This window comes from Nitrospira sp. (genome assembly GCA_037045225.1).
In the GTDB taxonomy this organism is placed as follows: Bacteria; Nitrospirota; Nitrospiria; order Nitrospirales; family Nitrospiraceae; genus Nitrospira_A.
The window spans coordinates 227090-251350 of the sequence record JBAOHZ010000009.1 but is presented as its reverse complement, the minus strand read 5'-3'; the positions used below and the strand labels follow the sequence as shown (position 1 = coordinate 251350).

Annotated in this window: 18 protein-coding genes; 17 read left to right on the top strand and 1 reads right to left on the bottom strand. The window is 54.2% G+C overall.

What is annotated here, in order from left to right; genetic code table 11:
- Window positions 1–6: 6 nt before the first annotated feature.
- The 7 genes from V9G17_02275 to V9G17_02245 all read left to right on the top strand — a co-directional run bounded on the left by V9G17_02275 (window position 7) and on the right by V9G17_02245 (window position 10181).
- Window positions 7–1218 (top strand): O-antigen ligase family protein, encoded by a 1212-nt coding sequence (locus V9G17_02275; protein ID MEI2751403.1) that lies wholly within the window; start codon window positions 7–9, stop codon window positions 1216–1218.
- A 216-nt stretch (window positions 1219–1434) separates the two neighbouring features.
- Window positions 1435–2763, top strand: coding sequence for a glycosyltransferase family 39 protein (locus V9G17_02270; protein ID MEI2751402.1), 1329 nt, complete (start codon window positions 1435–1437; stop codon window positions 2761–2763).
- A gap of 16 nt (window positions 2764–2779) precedes the next feature.
- Window positions 2780–3985, top strand: coding sequence for a glycosyltransferase family 4 protein (locus V9G17_02265; protein MEI2751401.1), 1206 nt, complete (start codon window positions 2780–2782; stop codon window positions 3983–3985).
- A gap of 2 nt (window positions 3986–3987) precedes the next feature.
- Window positions 3988–5145 (top strand): glycosyltransferase, encoded by a 1158-nt coding sequence (locus V9G17_02260; protein ID MEI2751400.1) that lies wholly within the window; start codon window positions 3988–3990, stop codon window positions 5143–5145.
- 452 nt (window positions 5146–5597) lie between these two features.
- A complete protein-coding gene (locus V9G17_02255; GenBank protein ID MEI2751399.1) occupies window positions 5598–8249 on the top strand; it encodes a glycosyltransferase in 2652 nt (883 codons plus the stop codon).
- A gap of 2 nt (window positions 8250–8251) precedes the next feature.
- Complete coding sequence (locus V9G17_02250; GenBank protein ID MEI2751398.1) at window positions 8252–9007, top strand: class I SAM-dependent methyltransferase; 756 nt, start codon at window positions 8252–8254, stop codon at window positions 9005–9007.
- A 154-nt stretch (window positions 9008–9161) separates the two neighbouring features.
- Window positions 9162–10181 carry a glycosyltransferase gene (locus tag V9G17_02245; GenBank protein MEI2751397.1) on the top strand — a complete coding sequence of 340 codons (1020 nt, stop codon included), beginning with the start codon at window positions 9162–9164 and terminating at the stop codon, window positions 10179–10181.
- A gap of 54 nt (window positions 10182–10235) precedes the next feature.
- Here V9G17_02245 and V9G17_02240 read toward each other — a convergent pair whose 3' ends face one another.
- Window positions 10236–11531: a right-handed parallel beta-helix repeat-containing protein gene (locus V9G17_02240; protein ID MEI2751396.1), complete on the bottom strand. Its 1296-nt coding sequence runs from the start codon at window positions 11529–11531 to the stop codon at window positions 10236–10238.
- Between the two features lie 294 nt (window positions 11532–11825).
- Here V9G17_02240 and V9G17_02235 point away from each other — a divergent pair, with 294 nt between their 5' ends.
- The 10 genes from V9G17_02235 (at window position 11826) to wecB (ending at window position 24167) form a co-directional block, all read left to right on the top strand.
- On the top strand, window positions 11826–13091 hold the full coding sequence (locus V9G17_02235) for a glycosyltransferase family 4 protein (protein MEI2751395.1): 1266 nt from the start codon (window positions 11826–11828) through the stop codon (window positions 13089–13091).
- Window positions 13092–13217: 126 nt separating this feature from the next.
- Window positions 13218–13955, top strand: a complete 738-nt coding sequence (locus V9G17_02230) for a class I SAM-dependent methyltransferase (protein ID MEI2751394.1) — start codon at window positions 13218–13220, stop codon at window positions 13953–13955.
- Between the two features lie 461 nt (window positions 13956–14416).
- Window positions 14417–16066: a Gfo/Idh/MocA family oxidoreductase gene (locus V9G17_02225; protein ID MEI2751393.1), complete on the top strand. Its 1650-nt coding sequence runs from the start codon at window positions 14417–14419 to the stop codon at window positions 16064–16066.
- Between the two features lie 2 nt (window positions 16067–16068).
- Entirely contained in the window at window positions 16069–16995 is a 927-nt protein-coding gene (locus tag V9G17_02220) for a class I SAM-dependent methyltransferase (protein ID MEI2751392.1), read from the top strand.
- Window positions 16996–17124: 129 nt separating this feature from the next.
- The gene (locus V9G17_02215) at window positions 17125–18258 is read left to right on the top strand and encodes a glycosyltransferase family 2 protein (protein MEI2751391.1); all 1134 of its coding nucleotides are present in this window, start codon (window positions 17125–17127) and stop codon (window positions 18256–18258) included.
- A 98-nt stretch (window positions 18259–18356) separates the two neighbouring features.
- A complete protein-coding gene (locus V9G17_02210) occupies window positions 18357–19406 on the top strand; it encodes an NAD-dependent epimerase/dehydratase family protein (GenBank protein ID MEI2751390.1) in 1050 nt (349 codons plus the stop codon).
- 34 nt (window positions 19407–19440) lie between these two features.
- Window positions 19441–20793 (top strand): NAD(P)/FAD-dependent oxidoreductase, encoded by a 1353-nt coding sequence (locus tag V9G17_02205; protein MEI2751389.1) that lies wholly within the window; start codon window positions 19441–19443, stop codon window positions 20791–20793.
- Between the two features lie 64 nt (window positions 20794–20857).
- The gene (locus V9G17_02200) at window positions 20858–21820 is read left to right on the top strand and encodes a polysaccharide deacetylase family protein (protein ID MEI2751388.1); all 963 of its coding nucleotides are present in this window, start codon (window positions 20858–20860) and stop codon (window positions 21818–21820) included.
- A 92-nt stretch (window positions 21821–21912) separates the two neighbouring features.
- On the top strand, window positions 21913–23052 hold the full coding sequence (locus V9G17_02195; protein ID MEI2751387.1) for a DegT/DnrJ/EryC1/StrS family aminotransferase: 1140 nt from the start codon (window positions 21913–21915) through the stop codon (window positions 23050–23052).
- Window positions 23049–24167 (top strand): UDP-N-acetylglucosamine 2-epimerase (non-hydrolyzing), encoded by a 1119-nt coding sequence (wecB, locus tag V9G17_02190; GenBank protein ID MEI2751386.1) that lies wholly within the window; start codon window positions 23049–23051, stop codon window positions 24165–24167. The genes V9G17_02195 and wecB overlap by 4 nt, the downstream gene beginning before the upstream one ends.
- The last annotated feature ends 94 nt before the right edge of the window (window positions 24168–24261 follow it).

Below are 24261 nucleotides of genomic sequence, written 5' to 3'. Positions count from 1 at the left end.
TCTTATTTGGGAAAACAAGAGCTGGGGGCAGCTAAACTGATGGGAGGTCAGATTGTGTCGATGACCCCTTCTTGCGAGGAGCCCCCGTTCCTATCAGGTCTCTCTGCGTCGGAGGTGGGCTATTACTTCGTTATCTTCTACACCGTATTAGGTGGTCCGCTCAGATTGACTGTGGGGAATATTGGGGTCGGCTTTCTCATGTTATTCCTTCTGACCCTATGGTTTGTACAGAATGCTGCAAGTTGTGGGTTGGTATTGAAGCAGGCTGGTTTGGCATTAGGATGCGGGATCACTTATTTGCTGATTCAACTGCTAGTGCACGACGAGTCTTCCACGCAACTATATGTGCGTGGCTTCGGCATTTGGCTTCCCGCATTGGTCGTCGTCCAATGGTTATCCAACCAACCTGGTTTTCTCCGCCGTTTTGCGTTTTTTACGGTTGCCATGGGTTTCGCTATGATTCCCTTCATGAAGATATCCGTGTCAGCAGGGTTATATCAGCGGATTGGGCTGGAGAGCGGCGTAGGTTTCGCAAACCCTAATGATCTCGGGTACTGGTACGGTTTCTGTGCCTTATATCTGATACTGGCCGGTTTCTCTACCAGTGTCGCCGGTTCTAGGATATTGTATTGGGCATTCGGGTTAGTTTGTCTGTACCTCGTCACTCTCACTCTCAGCCGGTCGCCGCTAATCGCAATCGCAATTGCAATTATGGTTGCCTCACGGCGTCTCCTCCGAGAGGGATTTCTTCTTCTATTCCTGCTGGGAGGGCTGGTCTATGCAGCAATTCAATTGGGAGTGTTCGATGCGGCACTGAAATCCTACGGCCTGCGAGCGGGAGAAGAAACTGGCCGAACGACAGTTTGGCCGATTCTGATTGATGCATTTTTAAACTCGCCAATGGTTGGATTAGGGGCGTCACACGCGGGCATGTTTGTTCCTGATGGACGATTTTTTACCCCGCACAATGGATTTCTCCTGATTGCCGTCTCTTCTGGAGTTGTGCCGCTGATGTTTTTTATCGCTCATTGTATCAAAGCGGCAAAAGCCGCATTTCTTTCCACAGCCAGAAATATGCCAGACTCCATATATTACCTCCCACTTCTCACGTACGTGTTACTGGTGGTCAACACGAGTAATGGGACGTTTATGGCACCGTGGGCAATGGTCAGTATTGCCCTCCCTCTCTGCGTCCAGACGTGCCAGCAGCATGATTGAGCCGGCAAAGGACTGCTGGTTGACATTAGCACAATAGAATGGCGCTATCCTGTTTGCTCGCTGCTCCTGTGCTCGGGAACGTAACTTGACCAGGTGATCCTCAATATGCACATTAGTGATGTAAACACGCACTGTTCAGATCAGGGAGTTCAAGGGATTCCTCTCCGCACTCTGAATCGATACCAGCACCTCTCTGACTGGTTAAGATCTCATGTGGTGTTCGCATCGCTGATTATCATGGCATGCTCGCTCTCCATGCGGCTCGCTCTTACGTGCCGCGCGGAGGTGAGCCAACTCGTCTTCCCGGATTCAGCAACCTACATCGAAACTGCCCAGAGTCTATGGGAATCAGGCTATTTTTTAAATCGGTATCATAAGCCTGAGATTTCTCGCACTCCCGGATACCCTGCATTTCTGGCGGTCCTCATGTCTGTGGTTGGTACGGAATTGCGGACCTTGTTGATCACCCAAACCCTGATCGTGTCATTGAGCGTCCTTGTTCTGTATTGGTTAGCGAGGCAACTACTTCCGCCGCCGATGGCATTTGTGGGAGCGTTGCTAGCTGCCTTTTCCCCCTGGGGAGCGGTAAGAGCGGGGTTTCTCCTCACCGACGGTCTGTTTCTTCTTGTGCTCTCGCTCCTGTTCCTTGCCATGTATTTTGTCGTTCAGTACGCGCGGACTGTCGTGATGGTCATAGCCGGTGGCAGTTTGATCGGACTACTGACGAGCGCCGCCGTATTTGTGCGACCCGTACTTCCCTTGATCCCACTTGTGGCAGTTGTAGTATTTGCGCTGTATCCCGATAAAAGACTCCGGGCTTGGTTGCTAGTGGCTGCCATGCTGGTCTGTGCTGCCGTACCGGTGCACCTCTGGAAAATGCGCAATATGCATGAGGCGCAGTTCAACGGCTTTACCGATGTTTCTGGGAAGGCGGCCTGGCAATGGTTCTCGTCTAGTGTCAAAGCACAGATTTCTGGGGCGGATGGGGATCGTTGGGCAATGCTCCGGGCAGCTGAAGAAGATGAAGCACATTGGGTGTTGTCTCCCCAAGAAGCTGATGAAGAGCGGTGGCGCCGGGTGAAGGCTCTTCTTCGCGAACATCCGTATGCAGCCGCTTATGCTTTTGGAATGAACGCAGCTGAGCCATTTGTTCATCCGCATGCCGGCATTTTGGCCCCGGCTCGATTGAATTTTTCAGGTGACGCATTGATGCTAGGAGGGATTTGGGCGGCGTTGGTATTGTGTGCCGCGATCGGAATGAGGCAGGCCTGGGGGGCAAGTCAAGGGGACGATGCCATTAATCGGAACTGGCTATTGGCAATACTCGGCATGTGCTGTGTCCTGACCCTGACGGCAGGTATTTCATTCGGTGCAGGCTCACGTTATCGAGTTCCGCTCGAGCTCATTATTCCTCTGCTCGCCGGCGTAGGTCTCGTGCGCATGGTCCGCCTTGCTAGTAGCCAAGGATGGATACTCCTGATGAAAGACCCGGATCGGCTGGATAGATCGCAACCGATTTCCTCGGCGCAAGAAATACATAAATAGGCTTGGTCTCACGGTCGTGAATATCCTGGTTGTCCATTCCGAGTTAGGCGTGTTGCGTGGAGGGGGGGAAAATTTTACCCGAAACCTTTTCTCGGCGTTCGCCAAACGAGGCCATACTGTTGCAGCCACCTTTATCGCCGGTTCGAGGGGCCATCATCCGATCACGTTGCCTGCCCAGATCGCTCCACTTCCTCTGTCCGGATATTGGTCGAGGAAATTAGGTCAGGATGTCTTGTCGAGACTGGCTGGATGGATTCCGGAGGGAACGTCCTTGCGAGCTACCTGGGATCGCCTCCAAGGGGCGCTGTGCTGGAGGACTGTCCGGTGGCACGACCAGCGTTTTGCGCGTCGAGTCGATCTGGAATTCAACGGCCGCTGGAAGGACTTTGATGCCGTCTACGTCCATGGGAATTCGGTATTAGCCGGACACATTGCGAAAGTGTGTCCCACTGTTTTGCGGCTACCCGGTCCCGTCTCCGCAGATCTGGCTCCGCTGTTGAAGGGGATCCATGCAGTCTGCGCCAATGGCGATGCCCTACGTCACATCCGTAAGTTTCTAGGCGAGCATGCTATGGAATTGCCGATCGGCCTGGATGGCGATGTATTCAAACCAGGCCAATCTGTGGCGCGACAACGGCTTGGCTGGACCAACGCGGAATGGGTCATCGGCTACGTTGGGCGGCTGGCTTATGTGAAAGGTATTGATCTTTTGGCCGAAGCCTTCAAGAAACTCCTCAGTTCAATCCCTCATGCAAGGCTGCTCATCATTGGATCAGGGGAGGAAGAGGGAAAACTTCGCACTGTCCTCAATGAAGAAATCGCTGGGCGACTCGTCCACATGGAAGCCGATGTGCCACATGAACGGTTGGCCGATTGGTATCGAGCGATGGATCTGTTCGTCATGCCGAGCCGCTACGAGAACTATTCCAACGCGGTACTGGAAGCCCTCGCTTGTGGAGTGCCATTTCTCGGATCTGACATTGGGGGGAATCAACGCCTCGCGGAAAGAGCGCGGGGATGGTTGTTCACAAATGGGTCTTCTGATTCTTTGGCTAGGACACTCTCTTCCATTGCCGATGGTTCATGCCCTGTATGGGATGGATCGGCTGGAATTGGAGAACAACTTCGACAAAATCTGAGTTGGGATATGAGCGCACGGCGGTTGGAAGAGATCGTTGTCTCGTGCTTGCAATCTCAGGAACAAGGAGCGTGCAAACGGTGAGTATGATCATGAGTACTCACGCAAGAGAGCAGGCGGATCCATCCATCCTGACGCAGGCTTCCTGTCGTCTTTTGTATGTGGTCGGGCAGCTTGCGCTCGGTGGATTGGAGCGACAGCTGTACTATCTCCTGTCCACGCTGGAACGTAGCCGCTACAGGCCGGCTCTGGTGGCTTGGAACCTCAATCCGGAGGAAAAATATTATCAAGACATTGCCGCTCTAAAAATCCCGATCTATGGACTGCCCTCAGCTGCCTCACCGATAACGAAACTTCGGGCGTTCCGAAAGCTGGCGCGGGCCCTCGCGCCTGAAGTCATTCACTCGTACGGATTTCATACAAATTTCGCGGCTTACTATGCTGCCTCAGGGACAGAGACTGTGGCCGTTGGTTCATTGCGCAGTGATTTTGCTGCCGCCAAGATGGCAGGGGGTAAATTGAGGGGCGCCTTGAATGCTCGGTGGCCCTCCTACCACATTTCGAACAGTCTCGCTTGTGCGGTTGCCGCCCAGAAAGAGTCGGCGTTCTTTGTTCCCAAACAGTTCGCGGTGGTGAGGAATGGGTTAGATCTAAATGTCTTTCGGTGCTTAGAAGCGGAGCCAATGAAAAGAGCTTATGCCGTCGGCGTAGGGTCGCTTTTGCCGGTAAAGCGTTGGGATCGATGCCTCAGGGTAATTCGTGCGGTCAACGCAGATGGGAGAGTGCCTATACGGTTTTGCATCGCAGGGGAGGGTCCTCTTCGATCTAGACTCGAACGTGAAGTTGCGGATTTGGGACTTTCCGATGACGTCGAGTTTCTGGGTGCCGTTCACGATATACCTACTTTGCTACGAGGGGCAAAATTTCTGATTCATACTTCGGAAAGCGAAGGTTGCCCCAATGTGGTGATGGAAGCCATGGCCTGCGGTCTTCCGGTGGTAGCAATGGAGGCCGGGGACATTTCATATCTGATCGATGATGGTCGAACAGGGTTTCTCGTTAGCCAGAACGATGAAAATGTTCTCGTGGAGCGTCTCCGTCTCTTGCTGAGCGACGTAGAGCTCTGTCGCCGTATGGGGGAAGCAGGTCGAGAGAAAGCGCAACAAAAGTTCAGTTTGCAGCAGTTTGTTTCGGCGACTTTGCATGCCTATAGAGGGGCAGGGTGGGCTGACAAGGAAGCTTAACCGCACGAGAAAGGTATCCTGGATACGTAGATATGTTGTCCTATCCTCGCGCTTCCTAAGGTCGTCTTTTTGCTGCCGTTACTCTACTGTCCGACGGTTACCAGAACCTCATTGTGTTTTCGGAGGGATCGCGACATTTATGTGTGAAGTATTGCTGGTGCGCGGCTCCGCCCCGCAGCTGCCCTCACCGACCTTCTCTCACAATTTTGTCATTACGCCGTCGATGAGGAATCCGCTCGTACAAAGGGGAATGGCCTATGGCTACTAATAGCGGATTCCGAGATACTAGGGGCGACAGTGTCGTCGCTGAAATGACATCGGGTGAATCGATCTACGTAGGGAGATGTAGCCGACTAAAAAGCCCTTACGGTAGATTCTCCCTTTGGCTGAAGCAGCACTTTATTTTAGCTTCCTTAACTATCCTTGTCTGCGCTCTAGGACCGCGAGTTGGTATGGCAGTAGTCGCGGATCCTGCTCAATTAGCCCCTCCCGACTCGGATTCACCGACCTATCTGGTTCCGGCCCTGAGCTTAATCGAGTCAGGGGCATATCTGAACGATCATGGGAATCCAGAGGTCTCGAGAACGCCTGGCTATCCAGTATTTCTAGCAGCTCTGATGTCAATCGTGGGGAAGGATGTGCACTCCCTTGCCATTACCCAGAGTATTGCTCTTTCGACCACCATCTTATTGTTGTATTGGTTAGCAAATAAAATTCTTCCTCCGGTCATGGCATTTACAGGTTGTCTGTTAGCGTGTTTTTCTCCGTGGGGCATTGTCTATAGTGGCTTGCTTCTCACCGAGGGATTATATGTATTCTTGCTTGCCGCGGCGTTTCTTCTTATTAAGCTTATTGAGGACACAAAATCCCAACGTATGACTATGCTTTGGGCTGCGGTGACAGGTGCACTTATCGGTGGGATTGTGCTGGTTAGACCTGTCTGGCCAATTCTCATCATCCTTGGAGTGGTCACCCTTCTTCGCTGCGGATTGAGGCGAAAAGGCCTCTTGATGCTGCTCACTGTAATGATTGTGAGTGCACTGACTCCTGTATACCTATGGTCTGTTCGCAACTCCGAGGTGGCGCAATTCAATGGCCTCAGCGATGTGCCAGGGAAAGCAGCATGGTTTTACCTAGCCTCCCGAGTGACAGCTCAGGCCGAGTCTCGAGATCGATGGGAAGTTCAGCGAACAGCGATGTCGACGGACAATCTTTCAGGACAATCGCTCGCACTTGCGAACAAAGAAAGGTGGGAAAAGGCAGCACAGGTATTCGCAGCCCATCCAGTATTAACGATCTGGAGTTTCGTGCTGAATGCAATTGAGCATGCTGTGCATCCGTCCCCAGGTGTATTGAGTCCTGCGCGGATGAATTTCCGTGGCGACTATTTGTTTCTAGCAATTTTATGGGCTGTATATCTCGGACTAGCTTATGTCGGCTGGCGATGTTCCCCGGATCCGGGCTGGGATGATGGACTCACAGACAAAGGCTGGTTGTTTGCAATTTTAATTGCCTGCACTGCGTTGACGTTTTCTACAGGGTTAACGTTCGGTGCGGGTGCGAGAATGAGGGCGCCACTCGAATTGATCATTCCGCTGTTGGGAGGCATCGGACTGATTCGCGTTATTCGCTCATTCCAACCGACCGAGCCCGCCGTATCTCCTGAGCGGCAGTTGTCGAATGAAATCAGTCCTAAGCCAGTGCTAGCTGTGCTTATCCCTGTATTTAACGAGGTTCAGTCAATTAAACGGCTCATCAATCGAGTACTCTCATCACCGAATGAGGTGGAGGTCAGGATTTTTATTGTTGACGATTGCAGTTCAGATGGAAGTGGGGCGGTTCTTGATGCTTTAGCGTTAGATAACTCTCGGATCACGGTCCTTCACCACAAGAATAATCAAGGAAAAGGCGCGGCAATCCGAACTGCGATAAGTGCAGCCAGTGGGGATTTTGCTATTATCCAGGATGCCGACTTTGAGTACGATCCGAATGACTATTCTCGGATTATCGCTCCTTTGATTAATGGTGCTGCGGATGCAGTATTTGGTAGTCGCTACCTGAGCGGTAATGAACGTCAGGTTAGGGGATACTGGCATTCGCTCGGTAACAGTCTTTTGACCACGTGTTTTAATATTGTTCATGACGCCCACCTGAGCGATATGGAGACATGTTATAAGGCCATGCCTTTAAGAATACTCAAGAGCCTCCGTCTGACCACGGACCGTTTCGGTATTGAGCCCGAACTTGCCGCTCGACTCATTGCTGTCAGGGCAAGGATAGTTGAAGTGCCGATTTCTTATAATCCACGTGGTTATAGTGACGGGAAGAAAATCGGTTGGAAGGATGGCCTGGAAGCTATTTACTTAATAGTGAAGTTTAAGTATTTCGATGTAATTCCTTGTTTCGATGCTGCAATGCTCCGGCATTTGGCTATGGCGAAAGCCCCACGATACCAAAAGGCTATCGCTCAAGAAATTGAACCCTTTATGGGAACACGTGTTTTAGAGGTGGGTGCAGGTGTAGGAAATTTGTCTAAACATATATTGGTCGGAAAGGAACTCATTCTTACAGAGCCGGTTAATGAATTCCGACTGCAGCTGTCCTGTAACATGGATTACCGAGACAATGTGACAATTTCAGAGCAGGATGTGTTTAGTGAACAGGGTGCGGAATGGGCAAAAAGCGTCAATCCGGATACCGTCATCAGCATCAACCAGCTTGAGTTGATGGATGACGATAAGGTGGCATTGGATTCACTTGCCTCTTCCGTTTGTCCTGGAGGTCGAGTAGTACTCCTCCTCTCAGCTCAACATAACCTCTATGGGAGCCTCGACAGTGCTCTAGGAAGACGGCGTCGATATAGCCGGGAGTCTATTAAGGGTCTTCTCAGAGCCGTAGGACTTTCGGCTGTGGAGGAGCGATGGTTTGGGAAGTTGGTTCTCATCGGATGGTTCTTCGAAAGTAAGATATGTCGCCGCCAGTTTTTCTCGCCAAAATCAGTTTCGTGGGTAGATGTGCTCTCGCCGTGTATGAAGAAAATTGATCGATGGTTGCCATGGGACGGCTTGTCGCTCCTAGTGGTTGCTCAAAAGAGTTCGCAGTGAATATGATCAAACAAATAGGGCCTAGTGAGGGCCAAGATGGTGGTCATCCGAGTTCCCCCTATTGCCTAGAAACGCTTGCCGAAAGTGTTCAGTATTATCAATGGATTTACGGAGTGATGCGTCCCTATCTAGGATCGCGCGTCATGGAACTCGGTGCTGGGATTGGTAATTTAACAGCCCTTTTGCTTGGTGATGAGCGTGCAGTAGTTGCCATCGATACCGATGAACAAATGATTGAGAGGCATCGCCAACGAGTACCGGCAACTACTCGGTTACTAATGGAGTGCGTGTCGCTTCAAGAATTGGCGCGTCGGCCATCTTATCGAGAGCGATTTGATTCAGTGATATCGGCAAACGTTCTCGAGCATGTGCCGGATGGGGAACACGATGAGATTCTCTCCTGCAGTTTTGATGTTCTACGACCAGGAGGTTATTCGGTGCACTGGGTGCCGGCTTTTGAGTCGATCTATGGAAGCCTTGATCGCCTATTCTTACATCACCGGCGATACAAGAAGAGACAACTATGCTCTCTATTTGAAAAAGCCGGGTTCAAAATTGTGAGCTGTGAGTACTGGAATCTGGTGGGATTTTTTGCGTGGTGGTTGACTGGTCGAGTCTTAGGCTCAACTGAAATTTCTCCCAGTGCGGCAGAAGTATTTGATCGATATGTTGTACCTATTGCTAGCCGCATAGAACCCAGACTGTGGCGCCCATTTGGACAGTCTCTTTTGATCGTTGCACAACGCCTCAAGCCTTAATGCGCTTGTGTGAAAATGATCGTCGAATGCTAAGCGGTCTTGTTTGAGGCCGTCTCATCGCTCAGTAGTATCTTTTTCATAGCATTTAGTACCTCTATTGGTTGTTTAATTTATTGGCGAGTTGTCGCTAGACGCTAGGATTGAGAAATATCGAATGCGCGTGCTTGCCGTCACAAATCTGTTCCCGAGTCCTCATGCTCCACACGCAGGGCGATTCATTGAACAGCAGATCCAGGGGCTCAGACGAGCAGGTATGGATGTGGAAGTGCTGCTCTTGGATCGAGTGCGCCTGGGGATGCGCATCTATGCTCATCTGCCGGCACTGGTGCAGGGAAAAATAGCTGAGTATCAGCCTGATCTTGTGCACGTCATGTACGGCGGTATCATGGCAGGACTTGTGGCGCATGTTGTGCAGGATAGACCTGTAGTGGTGAGCTTTCACGGATCGGATTTATTAGGGCAACCATTTGAGCGATTCCGTCGAAGGTTGATTGCGGGTTGTGGGGTTCTCGCGTCGAAGCAGGCGGCCAAACGGTGCAGTGGCGTGGTTCTCGTGGCTGAGCACTTACGGCAATCGCTACCAGCCGATAAGGGGAGATCACAAGTTCGGGTGATCCCTTGTGGAATCGATCTAAACCTATTTAAGCCACATGACCGTGATTATTGTTGCGGCCTGTTGGGGTGGAAGAAGGGGAGCTTCCATATCCTCTTTCAAAATACCGGCGATCCAGTTAAGCGTCCTGCGTTAGCATATGCTGCATTGGATTGTCTCAGAAAGTTAGGTGTGAATGCTGAAATCCATGAACTGTGTGGGGTCACCTACGACCAGGTGCCTGTTTGGCTCAATGCCAGTGATGCGCTCCTAGTTACATCTTTTCATGAGGGGTCCCCGACTATCGTGAAGGAGGCCTTGGCCTGTAATTTGCCGATCGTGTCTGTAGCGGTTGGCGACGTACCTCAGCGAATTAACGGTATTCGTGGCTGTTATCTCGCGGAGCCCACTCCCAAGGACTTAGCGGACAAGTTACAGAGTGTGTGCAGGCATCCCCAAAGAATAGAGGCTGGGAAGGCAATCAGCCCGCTCTCGGTGGATCATACGGCCCGCCAGCTTACCGAGTTTTATCAGGAGATGCTGCATGGCGCGGGTAGAGTAGAAACACCTTATCCTGCTTGAGGTTGAGAGTTGCACGAATAGGACCTTCAGCCAGCCATTGTGCGAAGGTTCTTGCTAGGGTGTAGTGATTGATTTAATGACCGGCTGGGTTGGCGGAATGGTATCTGTGCTCGTGGAGGAATATTCGTGCGCGCCTATATCATGTGTACCACCTTGGGGGCGAGTGATACCTGTGAGGTCATAAGGGACCTCGGTTAGAAGGACACCCTGGTTAACGGCTGGACTGCTCAACTGCAATTTGAAGTTGCCGTTAAATTCATCCACAAAACGAGGATCTACAAGCAGGTTATTCGTGTTGATCACATTACTGCCAGTATTCAATATCGTGCTGCCGTTCTTGTAGATAATGTTATTTTTAACTTCGGTTTGGGAAGCGCTGGAGGCGATATTGAGTCCTACCCCGGGCAGGTTGGCGAAAATTGTATTGTTGTAGACTTTTGTGCCGGTTGCGCTGAAACCCGATGTCCAGTGATTGCCAACATGAATGCCATTCTTGTTCCCTCTGACAATATTATTGATAGCGCGATTACCCGTGCCGTAGTCCAGCAGTATGCCTGGGGCCGACCCGCTTAGTACTGCGTTGCTATAGACGTCGTTCCCATCGATCGTGTTGTTGTCGGCAGTAACCGAGACATTGCCCGTATAGATGTGCACGCCGTGGCCGCTATTATGGTGCACCTTACCCTTTTGAACCAGGTTCCCGCTCGTCGCTAAATAATACCCGTGATCGCTGGGATCTATTCCGTTGTGATGTGCGTCACATCCTATGAATTCAAAGTAGGTCGGTGCACTCGATGAACCTCGAGTGATTAAGACACCTGAACCTGCAGCATTCTTGATTTCCGTGTTGACAAAACGAACGTGATGGGCACCATTTGTTCCGCTAACGCCGTAACTGCAACCGTAGCCAGTCGAGCAGGTTCGTTGGAGGCCGGAGGCGTCTACAATCAAGTTGCTAAACACGACATACTTGATATAGGCATGAGCGAGATTAATGACCGCTGTCCCACCGATTGGCTGCAAAACCACCGCTTCTCCTGAGTAGGCTGAAATCACTGGCGCGTCCTGCCAGGAACTGCCGGTCGGGATGGATTGTGCGTTGCTATCGATGCGTTCCGGGTATATTCCTCCCCGGATGTAGAGCGTATCACCAGCTGACAGCACGCTCAGGCCCTTCTTGATGGTTTGAAACGGCTGGAGTTCAGAGCCCGAATAGGAATCATTGCCCGTGGTGGCAACATAGTAGCTTGAGGCCTGTACCTGTAGGTTATTAACAAAGGTGATGAGCAGGCTCAAACCGAACACGATTAGATACGCGCTTCTTCTCTTCACCGTGTTTCCATAGACCATCTGGCCCTCCAGGGCTATATACGACAGATACGCAACTTTCATTTGTCAAATAAAGCAGAATGCATGCCCAGAATGGGCCTGCCTCAAGACACTCACAAAGTCATTTTTCTCAATGGTTTATGAGAATCCGCAATTACGGACACTGTTCAAAAAAGTCATCTGAAGCATGGAAGAGACTACAGCCACGTGTGCCGGCAACGGTAGGACTTAGAATCTATGGTAGTCGACCCCTCCGCGTCAAGCTCTTGCCGAAGGCTGTAAATCGGTCTGTTTCCCAAAACTAAAGGCTGAACAATGCGCATACTGATCCTTACGCAGTACTATCCCCCTGAGGTAGGAGCGGCTCAGAATCGTTTGTCCTGTCTGGCTCGTTTTCTGAAGCGAGCGGGCCATTCTGTGACTGTGCTTACGGCGGTTCCGAACTATCCGAGCGGGAATATCCATGCCCAGTATCGAAATCGATTGATTGTCGAGGAAGTTGAAGAGGGGATCACAGTCCTTCGAACCTGGTTATATACTCGGCCCGGCCTTCGATTTTTCGGAAGACTGGCGAATTACCTCTCTTTCTCTGCGTTGGCGCTGGTTATGGCCGTCAACAAGGTTGGTAGGCAGGACGTCGTGATCACAGAATGCCCCCCCCTTTTTACGGGTTTTTCTGGTTTCTTCATCAGCAAGCTGAAACGGGCTAAATTTGCGTTCAATATCTCCGATCTCTGGACCGATTCTGCGGTAGATCTCGGGATGTTGAAGAATAAAACCTTGATCGCGTTGGCGCATCGCATGGAATTGTTCCTGTATCAGAGAGCTGATTTGATCACGTGTCAGACGCAAGGAATTGTCAGTGGTGTCCGTGCGCGAGTGCCGGAGGCAACGATCGCTCTGGTTACCAATGGGATTGAGGGCGACTTTTTCAGGAAGACTGATGATGCACGAGGCAGAAGGCTACAGCGTTCGTACACTGCTTCCGGTAAGTTTGTCGTTGGGTACGCAGGTCTCCATGGCCTGATGCAGGATCTGGAAACTGTCGTTGATGCAGCACGTCTTCTCCGCGACAACGACCGGGTTGCCTTTGCCTTTTACGGTGATGGTCCTCAAAAGGTGAAACTCATGCGGCGAGTGTCGGAGGAGCGTCTGGAAAATGTTGAGTTCTTCCCCCCACAGCCTGTCGACCGGATGCCGGAGATTTTTGCGGGATTCGATGCCATGGTCGTCCCGCTTAGGGACCTTCCTGTCCTGAAAGGAGCCATCCCCTGCAAGTTGCTCGAAGCGATGGCTGCGGGGGTGCCCATTGTTTTGGCAGCTCTCGGTGAAGCCAAGCATGTGGTAGAGGCTGGGCGATGCGGTATCGTAGTTCTCCCAGAGGCGCCACAATTGATGGCAGATGCGATTTGTGCCTTACACCATAACGAGCCAATGCGTGTGAGTTTTGGTCAGAACGGCAGGCAGCATGCGTTTGAACATTACAACCGTGACCGAATTAATGAGCGATTTGAAGTAATGCTCTCCGGGCTCTGCTCGGGTGAACGCGGCGACGGTACGGCTCATTGGGTCAAGGTCTGACGTCAGTGCTGATCACGATGAGCTCGCACTTGTGAAGGTCGATCCTTTGATGAGTCTCCCGTCTCTTGGATCTGAGTATTTCTCCGGTCCATGGTGCTAACCGATCTGAGGCAATGGTCAGAAACAATGTTGAATGAAGATACCTCTTCTCTACTATCTGGCAGTCATGCCTCAGGCGCAAAAGAGGAAGAGGCGCGTATTCGCTTGGCGTATGCGCATCGGCAACCCTCAGCGCTCTATTCTTGGTTCAATCAGGGGCAGCTGTTTCGGGTGCAGCAGCTGGAGCGAGCCTTGCTGGCTGCGCTTAGACGCAATCACCTTGTCGCTCTTCGTGACAAGAGAATCCTCGAAGTGGGATGTGGGCAAGGCTATTGGATTCGGGAGTTCGTGAAATGGGGAGCATCTCCCGACAATCTAACGGGTATCGACCTCCTGGAGGATCGAATTGCGGTAGCACAACAGCTTTGCCCGAGCGGTGTGAAACTTCATTGTACCAATGCGACTCTTCTGCCGCTGAAGGATAGTCACTTCGATCTGATCTGCCAGTTCACAGTTTTTACGTCCATACTGGATAGTGCCACCAAGAAGCGGATGGCACAGGAGATGTTGCGTGTATTGAAAGATACGGGTCGCATTCTCTGGTATGACTACCACACCGACAATCCCAAGAATCGCGATGTGCGAGGTATTCGAAAACGAGAGATATTCGAACTGTTTCCTCGGTGTGATATTCAGCTTCATCGAGTAACCCTCGCACCTCCAGTTTCACGCAGGGTTGCTCCCTATTCGTGGCTGGGCTGCATGGTATGTGAATCGCTCAAAATCATGAACACCCATTACTTGGGCATCATCCGCAAGCAGTAAGGAGATTCTCTCTTCTTCGGAATCCACACGGTGCTAACAGTGGTCGGAAGCGAAAATTGCTGCCGATCTGTAAGTTTGTATCTTGCCAATGGGTTTAGACGATCAAAAGAAATGAGCGCCTTTTTCCCCTAGGGACATCACCAGCTAGACAAGTAATCTGTAGCCTCATTGTCGGAGTTCGCCTCAATACGAGCCATTAGTTGCGTATTCGAGGAGGGTAGGCCGACACCCTGCCGGGAAGCTCTAAAGAACGCCCTATAGGTGATGGCAGAACCACGGCTCCTCTGGTCGGGAAATGCGTTTACCGGTCCATCTTTATTCGACCTCAATCTCACACCGTTGGACGAATCCCGATTGCCTTTGTCCACTGCCGTTATTGTTGCTGCGACTAGTGTGTCACTAGTAGTCAGTTCACAAGATTTTATCTCGCCTCACCTGTTAACTAAGAAGGGATGATTTGTATGAATACAGATCAGACTGCATCCACATCAAAAGTGCCTCAATTAGCAGTTGTCGGGTCCGGATACTGGGGGAAAAATCTTGTCCGTAACTTTGCCGAACTCGGTGCCTTGGCGGTGATCTGCGACACGGATAAGGTCACGCGGGATGCCTTGGCTGCCCAGTATCCGGGCTGTCGTGCGGTCGCCGACTTTGCCGAGGTACTGCAGGACGAGAGTATTCAGGCTGTGTCGATTGCCACGCCGGCTGAGACCCACGGGGCGTTGGTGCGACAAGCGCTCCTGGCGGGGAAAGATGTTTTGGTCGAGAAGCCGCTGTGCTTGATCGAGGACGAAGCCCGATCGTTGGTGGCGTTGGCCAAACAGCAGGGGCGTCTCCTCATGGTCGGCCATCTACTCTGGTATCACCCGGCGATTCTCAAGCTCAAAGCGTTGATCGATAGCGGGGAGTTGGGGCGCATTCAGTACGTGTATTCCAATCGATTGAATCTCGGAAAGATCCGCCGCGAAGAGAACATTCTGTGGTCCTTCGCGCCGCATGACGTCTCCGTGGTTCTTGGTTTGCTGGGCGAAATGCCGAATGCCGTGTCGGCGCAGGGGGGCAACTATCTTCATCAGGAGATCGCCGATATTACGGTCACGATGCTGTCGTTTCCCAGCGGGGTGAAATCGCACATCTTCGTGTCCTGGCTGCATCCGTTCAAGGAGCAGAAGTTGATCGTCGTCGGCGATCGCAAAATGGCGGTTTTCGACGACATGGAGAAGAAAGACAAGCTTTTGCTGTATCCGCACTCGATCCAATGGAAGGGGCAGGTCCCAGTGGCGAACAGGGCTGAGGCGCAACCGGTGGAGCTGGACAAGTCCGAACCGCTTCGCGAGGAGTGCGCCCACTTTCTCGAGTGTCTGCAGACTCGCCGTCGTCCACGGACAGATGGAGAGGAAGGGTTGAGGGTCCTTTCGGTGCTGCAGCGATGTCAGGAAGCCCTGGAACGGAAGGAGCGCAGGCACATGCCGACTTCGTCCCCAGCGCCGCGCTCCTGGTTTGCGCACGGGTCGGCCTTCATCGACGAGGGCGTGGACATCGGGGAAGGAACCAGTATCTGGCATGTTTCGCATGTCTTGAAAGGATCCAAAATCGGTCAGTCCTGCAAGATTGGGCAGAATGTGGTGATTGGCCCGAACGCCGTCCTCGGCAACGGTGTGAAGGTGCAGAATAACGTGTCGGTCTACGAAGGGGTCACGCTGGAAGACCATGTGTTTTGCGGTCCCTCCATGGTGTTCACCAACGTATTTAACCCGCGCAGCGAGATCCCTCGCATGTCGGAGCTGAAACCGACGCTGGTGAAGCGAGGCGCCACGCTTGGCGCCAATTGCACGATTGTGTGCGGCACGACTATCGGACGATATGCCTTTGTCGGGGCCGGGGCGGTGGTGACCAGGGACGTTCCGGACTATGCCTGTGTGATGGGATCTCCCGCCAGGGTCTCCGGATGGATGTGCGAATGCGGCGAGAAACTGACATGGCAAGCGGAGACCTCGCACTGTGCCTGTGGGGCGCGTTATCGCAAGGCTGCATCTGGAGTGTCGCGCGTGCCGGCCGATTCCGGGGTTGAAGAACAGCCGGCGGTGTTAGCGACGGTCTTGGAAGGGTAGTTATGGCTACTGGGATGACACAGACGATGGTGGCTCGCTCCCTCAGCAAGGGGAGCGAGCGCGTTCTCACGCAGTGTCCGCTCTGTGAGGGAACCGATCTGCACGCCGTCTATCGCTTTGCTCAGTTCTCCGTGCTCAAGTGTCGCGGATGCGGGGGATCCTGGCGCACCAACATGTATTCCGCCGGCGATATCACCGCCATGTATACCGGAGAAGAATATTCGCGCAATCCCTATTTTTCCTATGACGTCCGGGAGTTCAAGGAGCTGGCCAGGGGGCGGTATGCCAACTACGTCAAGGCGCTTTCGGCGATCGAATCCATGGTTGGGGTTGGGAAATTGCTGGATGTCGGCTGCGGGTCCGGGGCGTTCCTGAATCTGGCTCAACAGCGTGGATGGAAGGTCTCCGGGGTCGAACTGTCGCCGGAGTTGAGTCAGGTCTCGCGACGCGCCGTTCGGACTGAGGTGATAACGGCCTCGTTCGAATCGGTGGAGCTGCCCGCCGCAGCCTATGATGTGATTACCATGTGGGACATCATCGAACACGTGGTCGATCCGGTCCTGTGTTTGGAAAAGGTCAGTCGGTTGCTGAAGCCGGGAGGTGTCGCCCTCTTCTGCACTCCGGATGAAGATAGCCTGCTCGCCCGCGCCGGACTGTTTCTGTACCGGATTTCCGGAGGGAGAGTGTCTTATCCGGCCTTGGCTCTTCATCCCACCTACCATACGTATTTCTTTTCCAGGAACGGGTTTAGCTCCCTGGTCGGGAAAAGCGGGATGCAGGCGGTGCGCTGTTACTCGCAGGAAGCGTTCTTCGAGCATTCGCAACTCCCGAGCCCTGTCGTGAAGTGGGGGATCTGGGCGATCGAAAAACTGAGTGCGCTTGCCGATCGACGGTACGAAATTGTGTGCTTGGCCCAAAAGCCTCGATAAGAGGGTCCGCAGACTGCCGGTCCTTCGTCGACCCGACTAACAATCTGAATCAACGCGCCTCGATCCTCAGGTCTCTGTCCTGTAATCCCGTTCTCGCTGCTGCAAGCCATCTAATTTTTGGAGCCTGTCATGCTCGTCACCACGTCATCCGAACCGATCGCGCCGGCTGAACACCTGACTTCCTCGAAGGAGGAGCCTCTCCGCCAAGACCGGGGAGGCACCGATCAGCCGCTGGTCTCGATCGTCATTCCGGCGTTCAACGAGGGTGCGATGTTGCCCTCGACCTTAGCGAAGGTCTGCCGGTACATGAGCACCCTGGACGCGCAGTATCGGTGGGAAATCATCGTCGTCAATGACGGCAGCACGGACCATACCGCGCTGGTCGCCGAGGAGTTCTCCAAGGGACGGAACGAGATTCGGGTGGTGCATCATCCGAAGAATCGAGGCCTTGGCTATGCGCTCCGTACGGGATTTCAGAGCAGCCTGGGCCGGTACGTGGTCGTGCTTGACTGCGATCTGAGTTATGCGCCTGAACATGTCGGAGAGTTACTCGATCGGATTCAACAGACTCAGGCCACGATAGTGGTGGCATCGCCGTATGCAGTCGGCGGACAGGTCAGCGACGTGCCGTGGCTTCGACGCACGATGAGCCGGTGGGCCAATCGGTTTTTGGCCGGTTTCGCCCGCTGCAACCTCTCGACCCTGACCGGCATGGTGCGCGTGTATGACGGACCGTTCATCCGGGCGATGAGCCTGAGGGCTCGCGGTCAGGAGATCAGCCCCGAAATCATTTACAAGGGGGTGTTGCTTCGGGCTCAGATTGAGGAAATCCCCGCGCATCTCGACTGGAGACTTCAGCACGAGGCGGGCAAGGGGCGGAACTCCAGCATGAAGATGCTGCCGCACGTGCTCTCGACGATCGTGTCGGGATTCATCTTCCGCCCGTTCATGTTTTTTCTGCTCCCCGGCATGGTGCTCGCGGTGCTCGCCGTCTACGCCGATGCCTGGATGCTCATTCATTTTTATGACGCCTATGCGCCGCTGATTCAACACGATTGGATCATGACGCGTGCTTCCCTGGCGGTCGCACAAGCCTATCAGGCGTTTCCTCACACCTTCATCATCGGAGGGCTGTCGTCGATGCTGAGTATTCAATTGATCAGCCTCGGGTTGTTGTCCATGCAGAGCAAGCGGTATTTCGAAGAAACGTTCCATCTGGTCAATTCGATGTATCGGTATTCACGAGACAACGAACACGTGTGACAGTCGACGACGAGAGAGATAAGAATCCGACGCGACCGAAGACAAAGTGCGTCGTGCAGGTTTCACATCGGGCACAACCACGAAAGAGCGGCGAGCGCATGTCACTATCATCGGCTTCATCCAAGTACATTCTGGTGACGGGAGTGGCGGGATTTTTGGGTTCGCATTTCTTAGACCGCCTGTTGGCCGCCGGCCATCGGGTCATCGGAATGGATGATCTGTCAAAGGGGTCGTTGAGCAACATTGCGGCACATCTGGGCAATCCTGCCTTTCGATTTCTCGAGCGCGATGCGACCGACCCCGCCGCATTCAGCGACCTCGGCGAGGACGCCGACTGCCTCGTGCATCTGGCCTCGCACAAGATTCCCCGGTACGGCAATGCCCTGGCGACCCTTCGCGTCAATACACGAAGCTGTGAAAACGTCTTGGAGTTGGCCCGAAAGGCGGGTTGCAAAGCTGTGCTGGCGTCGACTTCCGACGTGTATGGACGAAATCCCAGGCTGCCGTTCGCTGAAGATGATGATTCTGTCTTCGGCTCTTCGAAGGTCGCCCGTTGGGGCTATGCCGTGTCCAAACTGTTCACCGAACACTTAGCGTTCGCCTATCAGGAGGCCTATGGGCTTCCGGTCTCGGTGTTGAGATTCTTCGGATCCTATGGACCAAGAAATCATGTCAGTTGGTGGGGAGGCCCGCAGGCGGTGTTTATCGATGCCATTTTGAACGATCGGGACATTTCCATTCACGGCGACGGCCTGCAGACGCGCAGCTTCACCTACGTCGCCGACACCGTCGACGGAATCTATGCCGCGATGATCACGCCTGAGGCCAACGGTGAAATTTTGAATGTGGGCTCCACGCACGAGATCACCATTCTCGATCTCGCTCGCACCATTCACAGGCTGGCCGGGACGCCATGGCCGCTCAAATGCACCTTTGTTTCCTACGAAAGCTTTACCGGCGGCAAGTATGAAGATGTTCGGAGACGCGTGCCCGACATCGAGCGGTCACAGCGGATCCTGGGTATTACGGCGCGGGTCGGGCTGGAAGAGGGGCTGTTGCAGACCATTAATTGGCAGCGATCGCTCGTGAGTCCGACGGTCGTGGCCAGCGAGTCGCCAAGCTTGCAGGAGACGGCGATCAGGATCTAAGCCGTTTGACATCGAGACTGGAAGGGGTGTGCCGTTGCGTGTCGGAATAATCGGTGCGGGAATCATGGGGCTGGCATTGGCTCAACGCCTTTCGGCCAGAGGCGTCCGTGTGACCGTGTTGGAGCGCGAGCGTCAGGCCGGCGGGTTGACGACCTATCATGATTACGGCCTCTTCTGGTGGGATCGTTTCTATCACGTGATCCTGTCCTCCGATACCCAGCTCATTCAGTATCTCCATGAAATCGGGTTGGGTGATCGCCTGCGATGGAGTGCGGCGCGAGCCGGCCTCTATGCGAAGGGACGCTTTTATTCAGTCAGCACCACGCTGGAATTGTTGCGATTTCCCCTGGTTGGAATCATTGGAAAACTACGATTAGCGCGCACGATTCTCGCGTGTAATCGAATTCGGGATTGGCGGGAGCTGGAGTCAGTGTCCGTGGAGGAGTGGCTGATTCGTATGTGCGGGCGCCGCACCTATGAGGCCTTTTGGAAGCCCCTGCTGTTAGCCAAGTTGGGAGCACAGTACAAACGAGTGTCGGCGGTGTTTATCTGGTCGTACATCACCCGCCTGTTTTCCACCCGTGACACGACGGCCCAACGGAATCAATTGGGCTATGTATCCGGCGGGTATCGCACGGTCATCACTCGGCTCGAAGAGCTGATTCAGGCGGCCGGTGGAACAATCAGGCTGAATACCCCTGTCCAAGCCATCGAGCCAGGCGCGCATGCCGGCATCACCATCAAGATAAACGGCGGTCATGAGCATTTTGATAAAGTCATTTGGACCGGCCCGATCGATGCGGGCAGTCCCTTGGCGACGCAGGGACTTGTGTCGGTAGAAGCCTCGGCCGACCCTATCGAGTATCTGGGGGTGGTGTGTCCGGTGTTGGTGACGCGGCGGCCGCTGCTGCCGTACTACACCTTAAATCTTGCCGACGCCGATGTGCCCTTTACCGGAGTGATCGGCATGAGCAGTATTGTGCCGACCGACGAGACGGCGGGCTATTACCTCACCTATTTTCCGAAGTATGTGCCGACCGGTGATCCGGAGTTCCACCTCCCTGACGAGACGATTACCCAGCGGTTCTTTGAGGGGGCGCGCAGGCTGTTTCCGGATCTCCGCGAGTCGGATGTCGTCGGTCTGCATCTCAACAAGGCTGCGAAGGTCCAACCTCTGCAAGTGTTGGATTACTCGAAGCGGGTCCCTCGTGTCACGACGCGGCATACAGATTTCTTCGTCCTCAATACCTCGCAATTCGTGAACTCGACGCTGAACAACAATGCTGTTATTCGAGCCGTGAACGAGTTCGTCCAGGAACATCATCTCTGCTTCGAGACGGCGGAGGATCGATCCGCATCCGCTCTTTCGACCCTGTCCAGTCCATAGATTGGATCATATGAAGATGCCTGTCATGTCTGAGTCATCTTCCGTGAAAATCAAAAAGGAAGCAATGAGCAAGCCAATCGCAAGTCTTTCCTGCGACCTGGACGATAAGTGGGCCTATATGAAGACCCACGGCAATCCTGCTTGGAAAACGCTGCCGTCGTACCTCGATGTGGTAGTGCCTCGAATTCTCGCCCACCTCGACGGGCATGACCTCAAGGCCACATTTTTTCTCGTCGGGCAGGATGCCGCGCTAGAAAGAAACCAGGACCAGTTCAGGGCCATTGCCGCGGCAGGGCATGAGATCGGGAGCCATTCGTTTCATCACGATCCCTGGCTGCACCGGTACGATGAAGCCGGCATGGCTCGTGAACTATCGATGGCTGAGGAGCACATCGAACGGGCGACGGGGCAACGACCGATCGGGTTCCGGGGGCCCGGTTACAGCCTGTCGGAAACCACGGTCACCGAACTGGCCAGACGGGGATATCTCTATGATGCCTCCACGCTGCCCACGTTCATCGGTCCCCTGGCGCGCGCGTATTTCTTTATGTCCAGTGCCTTCACCCGGGAAGAAGCCGACTGTCGGAGCACGATTTTCGGCGGATTGCGTGACGGGTTCAGGAGGATTCAGCCCTATCGGTGGGATGTGGGCGGGCAAGGCCTCATTGAAATTCCCGTGACGACGATGCCCTTTTTTCGGGTCCCGATTCACTTTAGCTATGTGGTGTATCTGAGTCTCTATTCCCGGATGTTGGCCGAGCAATATTTTCGCACGTCCTTACAACTCTGTCGGCTCGCCGGTGTCGAACCATCCTTGTTGCTCCACCCGTTGGATTTTTTAGGCAGTCATGAATCGACGGGAGTCGAGTTTTTCCCCGGCATGAAATTGCCGCTGGCTGAAAAGCTGGACATGATCGATGCGTTGCTTGCCGCACTGAGTGACACCTTCCGCGTCGTCACGATGCGCGACCATGCCACGGCAGTCGCTCAGAGAACGACGCTCCCGCTGCTCACTGCGGCGATGTAGCGCCCGTCGTTGTTCCAAGTTATGCGCTGTTCCTATGCGAGGCCGGTCCTGTCATCCGGTGAGGGTATGTCCCCCAATCAAGGAGTTGCTGTATGAACGTGCCACTGCTCGACCTGAAAGCTCAACATGAACCGATTCGGAAAGACCTGCTGGCCGCCATGGAACGGGTACTCGACCAGAACAACTTTATTCTGGGCCGTGAGGTGAGCGAACTGGAAGAGAAGGTCGCAGCCTATTCCGGCACCCGATACGCCATCGGCGTGTCTTCGGGAACCGATGCGCTGGTGGCGGCACTCATGGCATTGGATCTCAAACCCGGCGACGAAGTCATCACCACGCCGCTCTCATTTTTCGCCACGGTGGGTGCGATCGTTCGCGTCGGAGCCACGCCGGTTTTCGTCGACATCGATCCCATCACCTACAACCTTGATGCGAGGCAGATTGCCGCCGCCGTCACTCCGCGTACCAAGGCCATCATTCCGGTGCATCTCTATGGTCAGTGCGCCGATATGACACCGATTCTTCAGGTGGCTTTAGCGCACAATCTGGCGGTGGTGGAGGATGCGGCACAAGCCATCGGGGCGGAGTATGGCGATGGACGCAGGGCGGGGAGCATGGGGACGATGGGGTGTTTCTCGTTTTTCCCAAGCAAGAACCTGGGCGGACTGGGTGACGGCGGTATGATCGTGACCAATGACGAGCACCTCGCTGAGCGCCTGCGGGTACTCCGCGTCCAGGGCGGAAAGCCCAAGTACTACCATCGTATTCTCGGCGGAAATTTCAGGCTCGACACGATCCAGGCTGCCGTATTGAACGTCAAGTTACCCTATTTGGATCGCTGGACGGCCCTCCGCCAGCACCATGCCGATCTCTACGAATCGCTGTTCCGATCCCTCAACGTCGAATCGGAGTTCGGCATACGCCTCCCGCAGGCGGTCTACAAGCAGCAGGGGGTTCGGCACTACCACATATACAACCAGTTTGTGATCGGTGTGCCTAAACGGGATGCGCTACGTGACTATCTCAAAGCCAAGGGCATCGGCACGGAGATCTACTATCCGGTCCCGCTCCACCGGCAGGAATGCCTTCAGAGCCTGGGATACAAGGAAGGGGACTATCCTGAGGCCGAGCGCGCTTGTCGAGAGTTGGTGGCGCTTCCGATCTATCCTGAGTTGAATGAAGATCAACAGCATTATGTGGCTCAGACCGTGCGCGAGGGACTTGCGCAATGAAAGTCGTCTCGATCATCGGCGCACGTCCGCAATTCATCAAGTGTGCGCCCGTGTCTCGTGAGTTGCGCGCAGTGGCCGATGAGGTGCTGGTGCATACGGGACAACATTATGACGATGCCATGAGCGGCGTCTTCTTTCGTGAGCTCGGCATTCCCGCTCCGCAATACCAGCTCGGCGTGGGCTCCGGGCCGCATGGACAGCAGACCGGAGCGATGCTGACCGGCATTGAGCAGATTCTAGAGAAGGAAGCGCCGGACGCCGTGCTGGTTTATGGTGATACCAATTCGACTCTTGCCGGGGCCCTGGCTGCGTCAAAGCTTCATGTGCCGGTGGTGCACGTGGAAGCGGGACTCCGGAGTTTCAACCGCAGAATGCCGGAGGAAATCAACCGGGTGGTGACCGATCAACTCTCTGCGTTGCTGCTGTGCCCGACCGACACAGCCGTCGAAAACCTTCGACGGGAGGGGGTCACCGCCGGCGTGCATCTGGTCGGCGACGTCATGTATGACGCACTGCTGGATACCGCTGATCGTGCGCAGGGCGCCTCGACGATACTCGAGCGGTTGGGCCTCACGCCTCGGCAGTATCTGTTGGCGACCGTGCATCGCGCAGACAATACCGATCGGTTGCCGCAATTGGCGCAGATCATGACCGCGCTTCGTACCCTGGTCGATACCGGGCTGCCCGTTGTGTTTCCCGTTCACCCGAGGACTCGCAAGCAACTGGGGTCCATTGCCTGTGAGCATTCCGACCGGCTGCTGCTGATTGATCCGGTGTCCTATCTGGACATGGTCCGTTTGGAATCCATGGCTCAGGCGATTGTGACGGACTCGGGCGGCATACAAAAGGAAGCGTATTGGCTCGGGGTGCCTTGTATCACGCTTCGGGAGGAGACCGAGTGGGTCGAGACCGTCGAGCGCGGATGGAATCGTCTGGTGGGGACTCATCCGGAGTCCATCGTGAACGCCGTCCTGACCGCCGGTCCAGGCCGGTCGGGCGAGTGGCCCTGGCGGAGGGGCGAAGCATCTCAAGCGGTTGCCCGAATTCTCGATCATGGTTTCTCCGAACCGACGGTTGTTGGCCTGTCAGGCTCGCGGTCCCTGCAAGGGAGGTAACGAGAGAGCCTTGCGTCTGTTCAGGAGTGTCACATCATGTCAGTCTCTCAGTCGCCGGTGTTGCCCTGCGTTGGCTCGAAGCGGCGCGGGAACA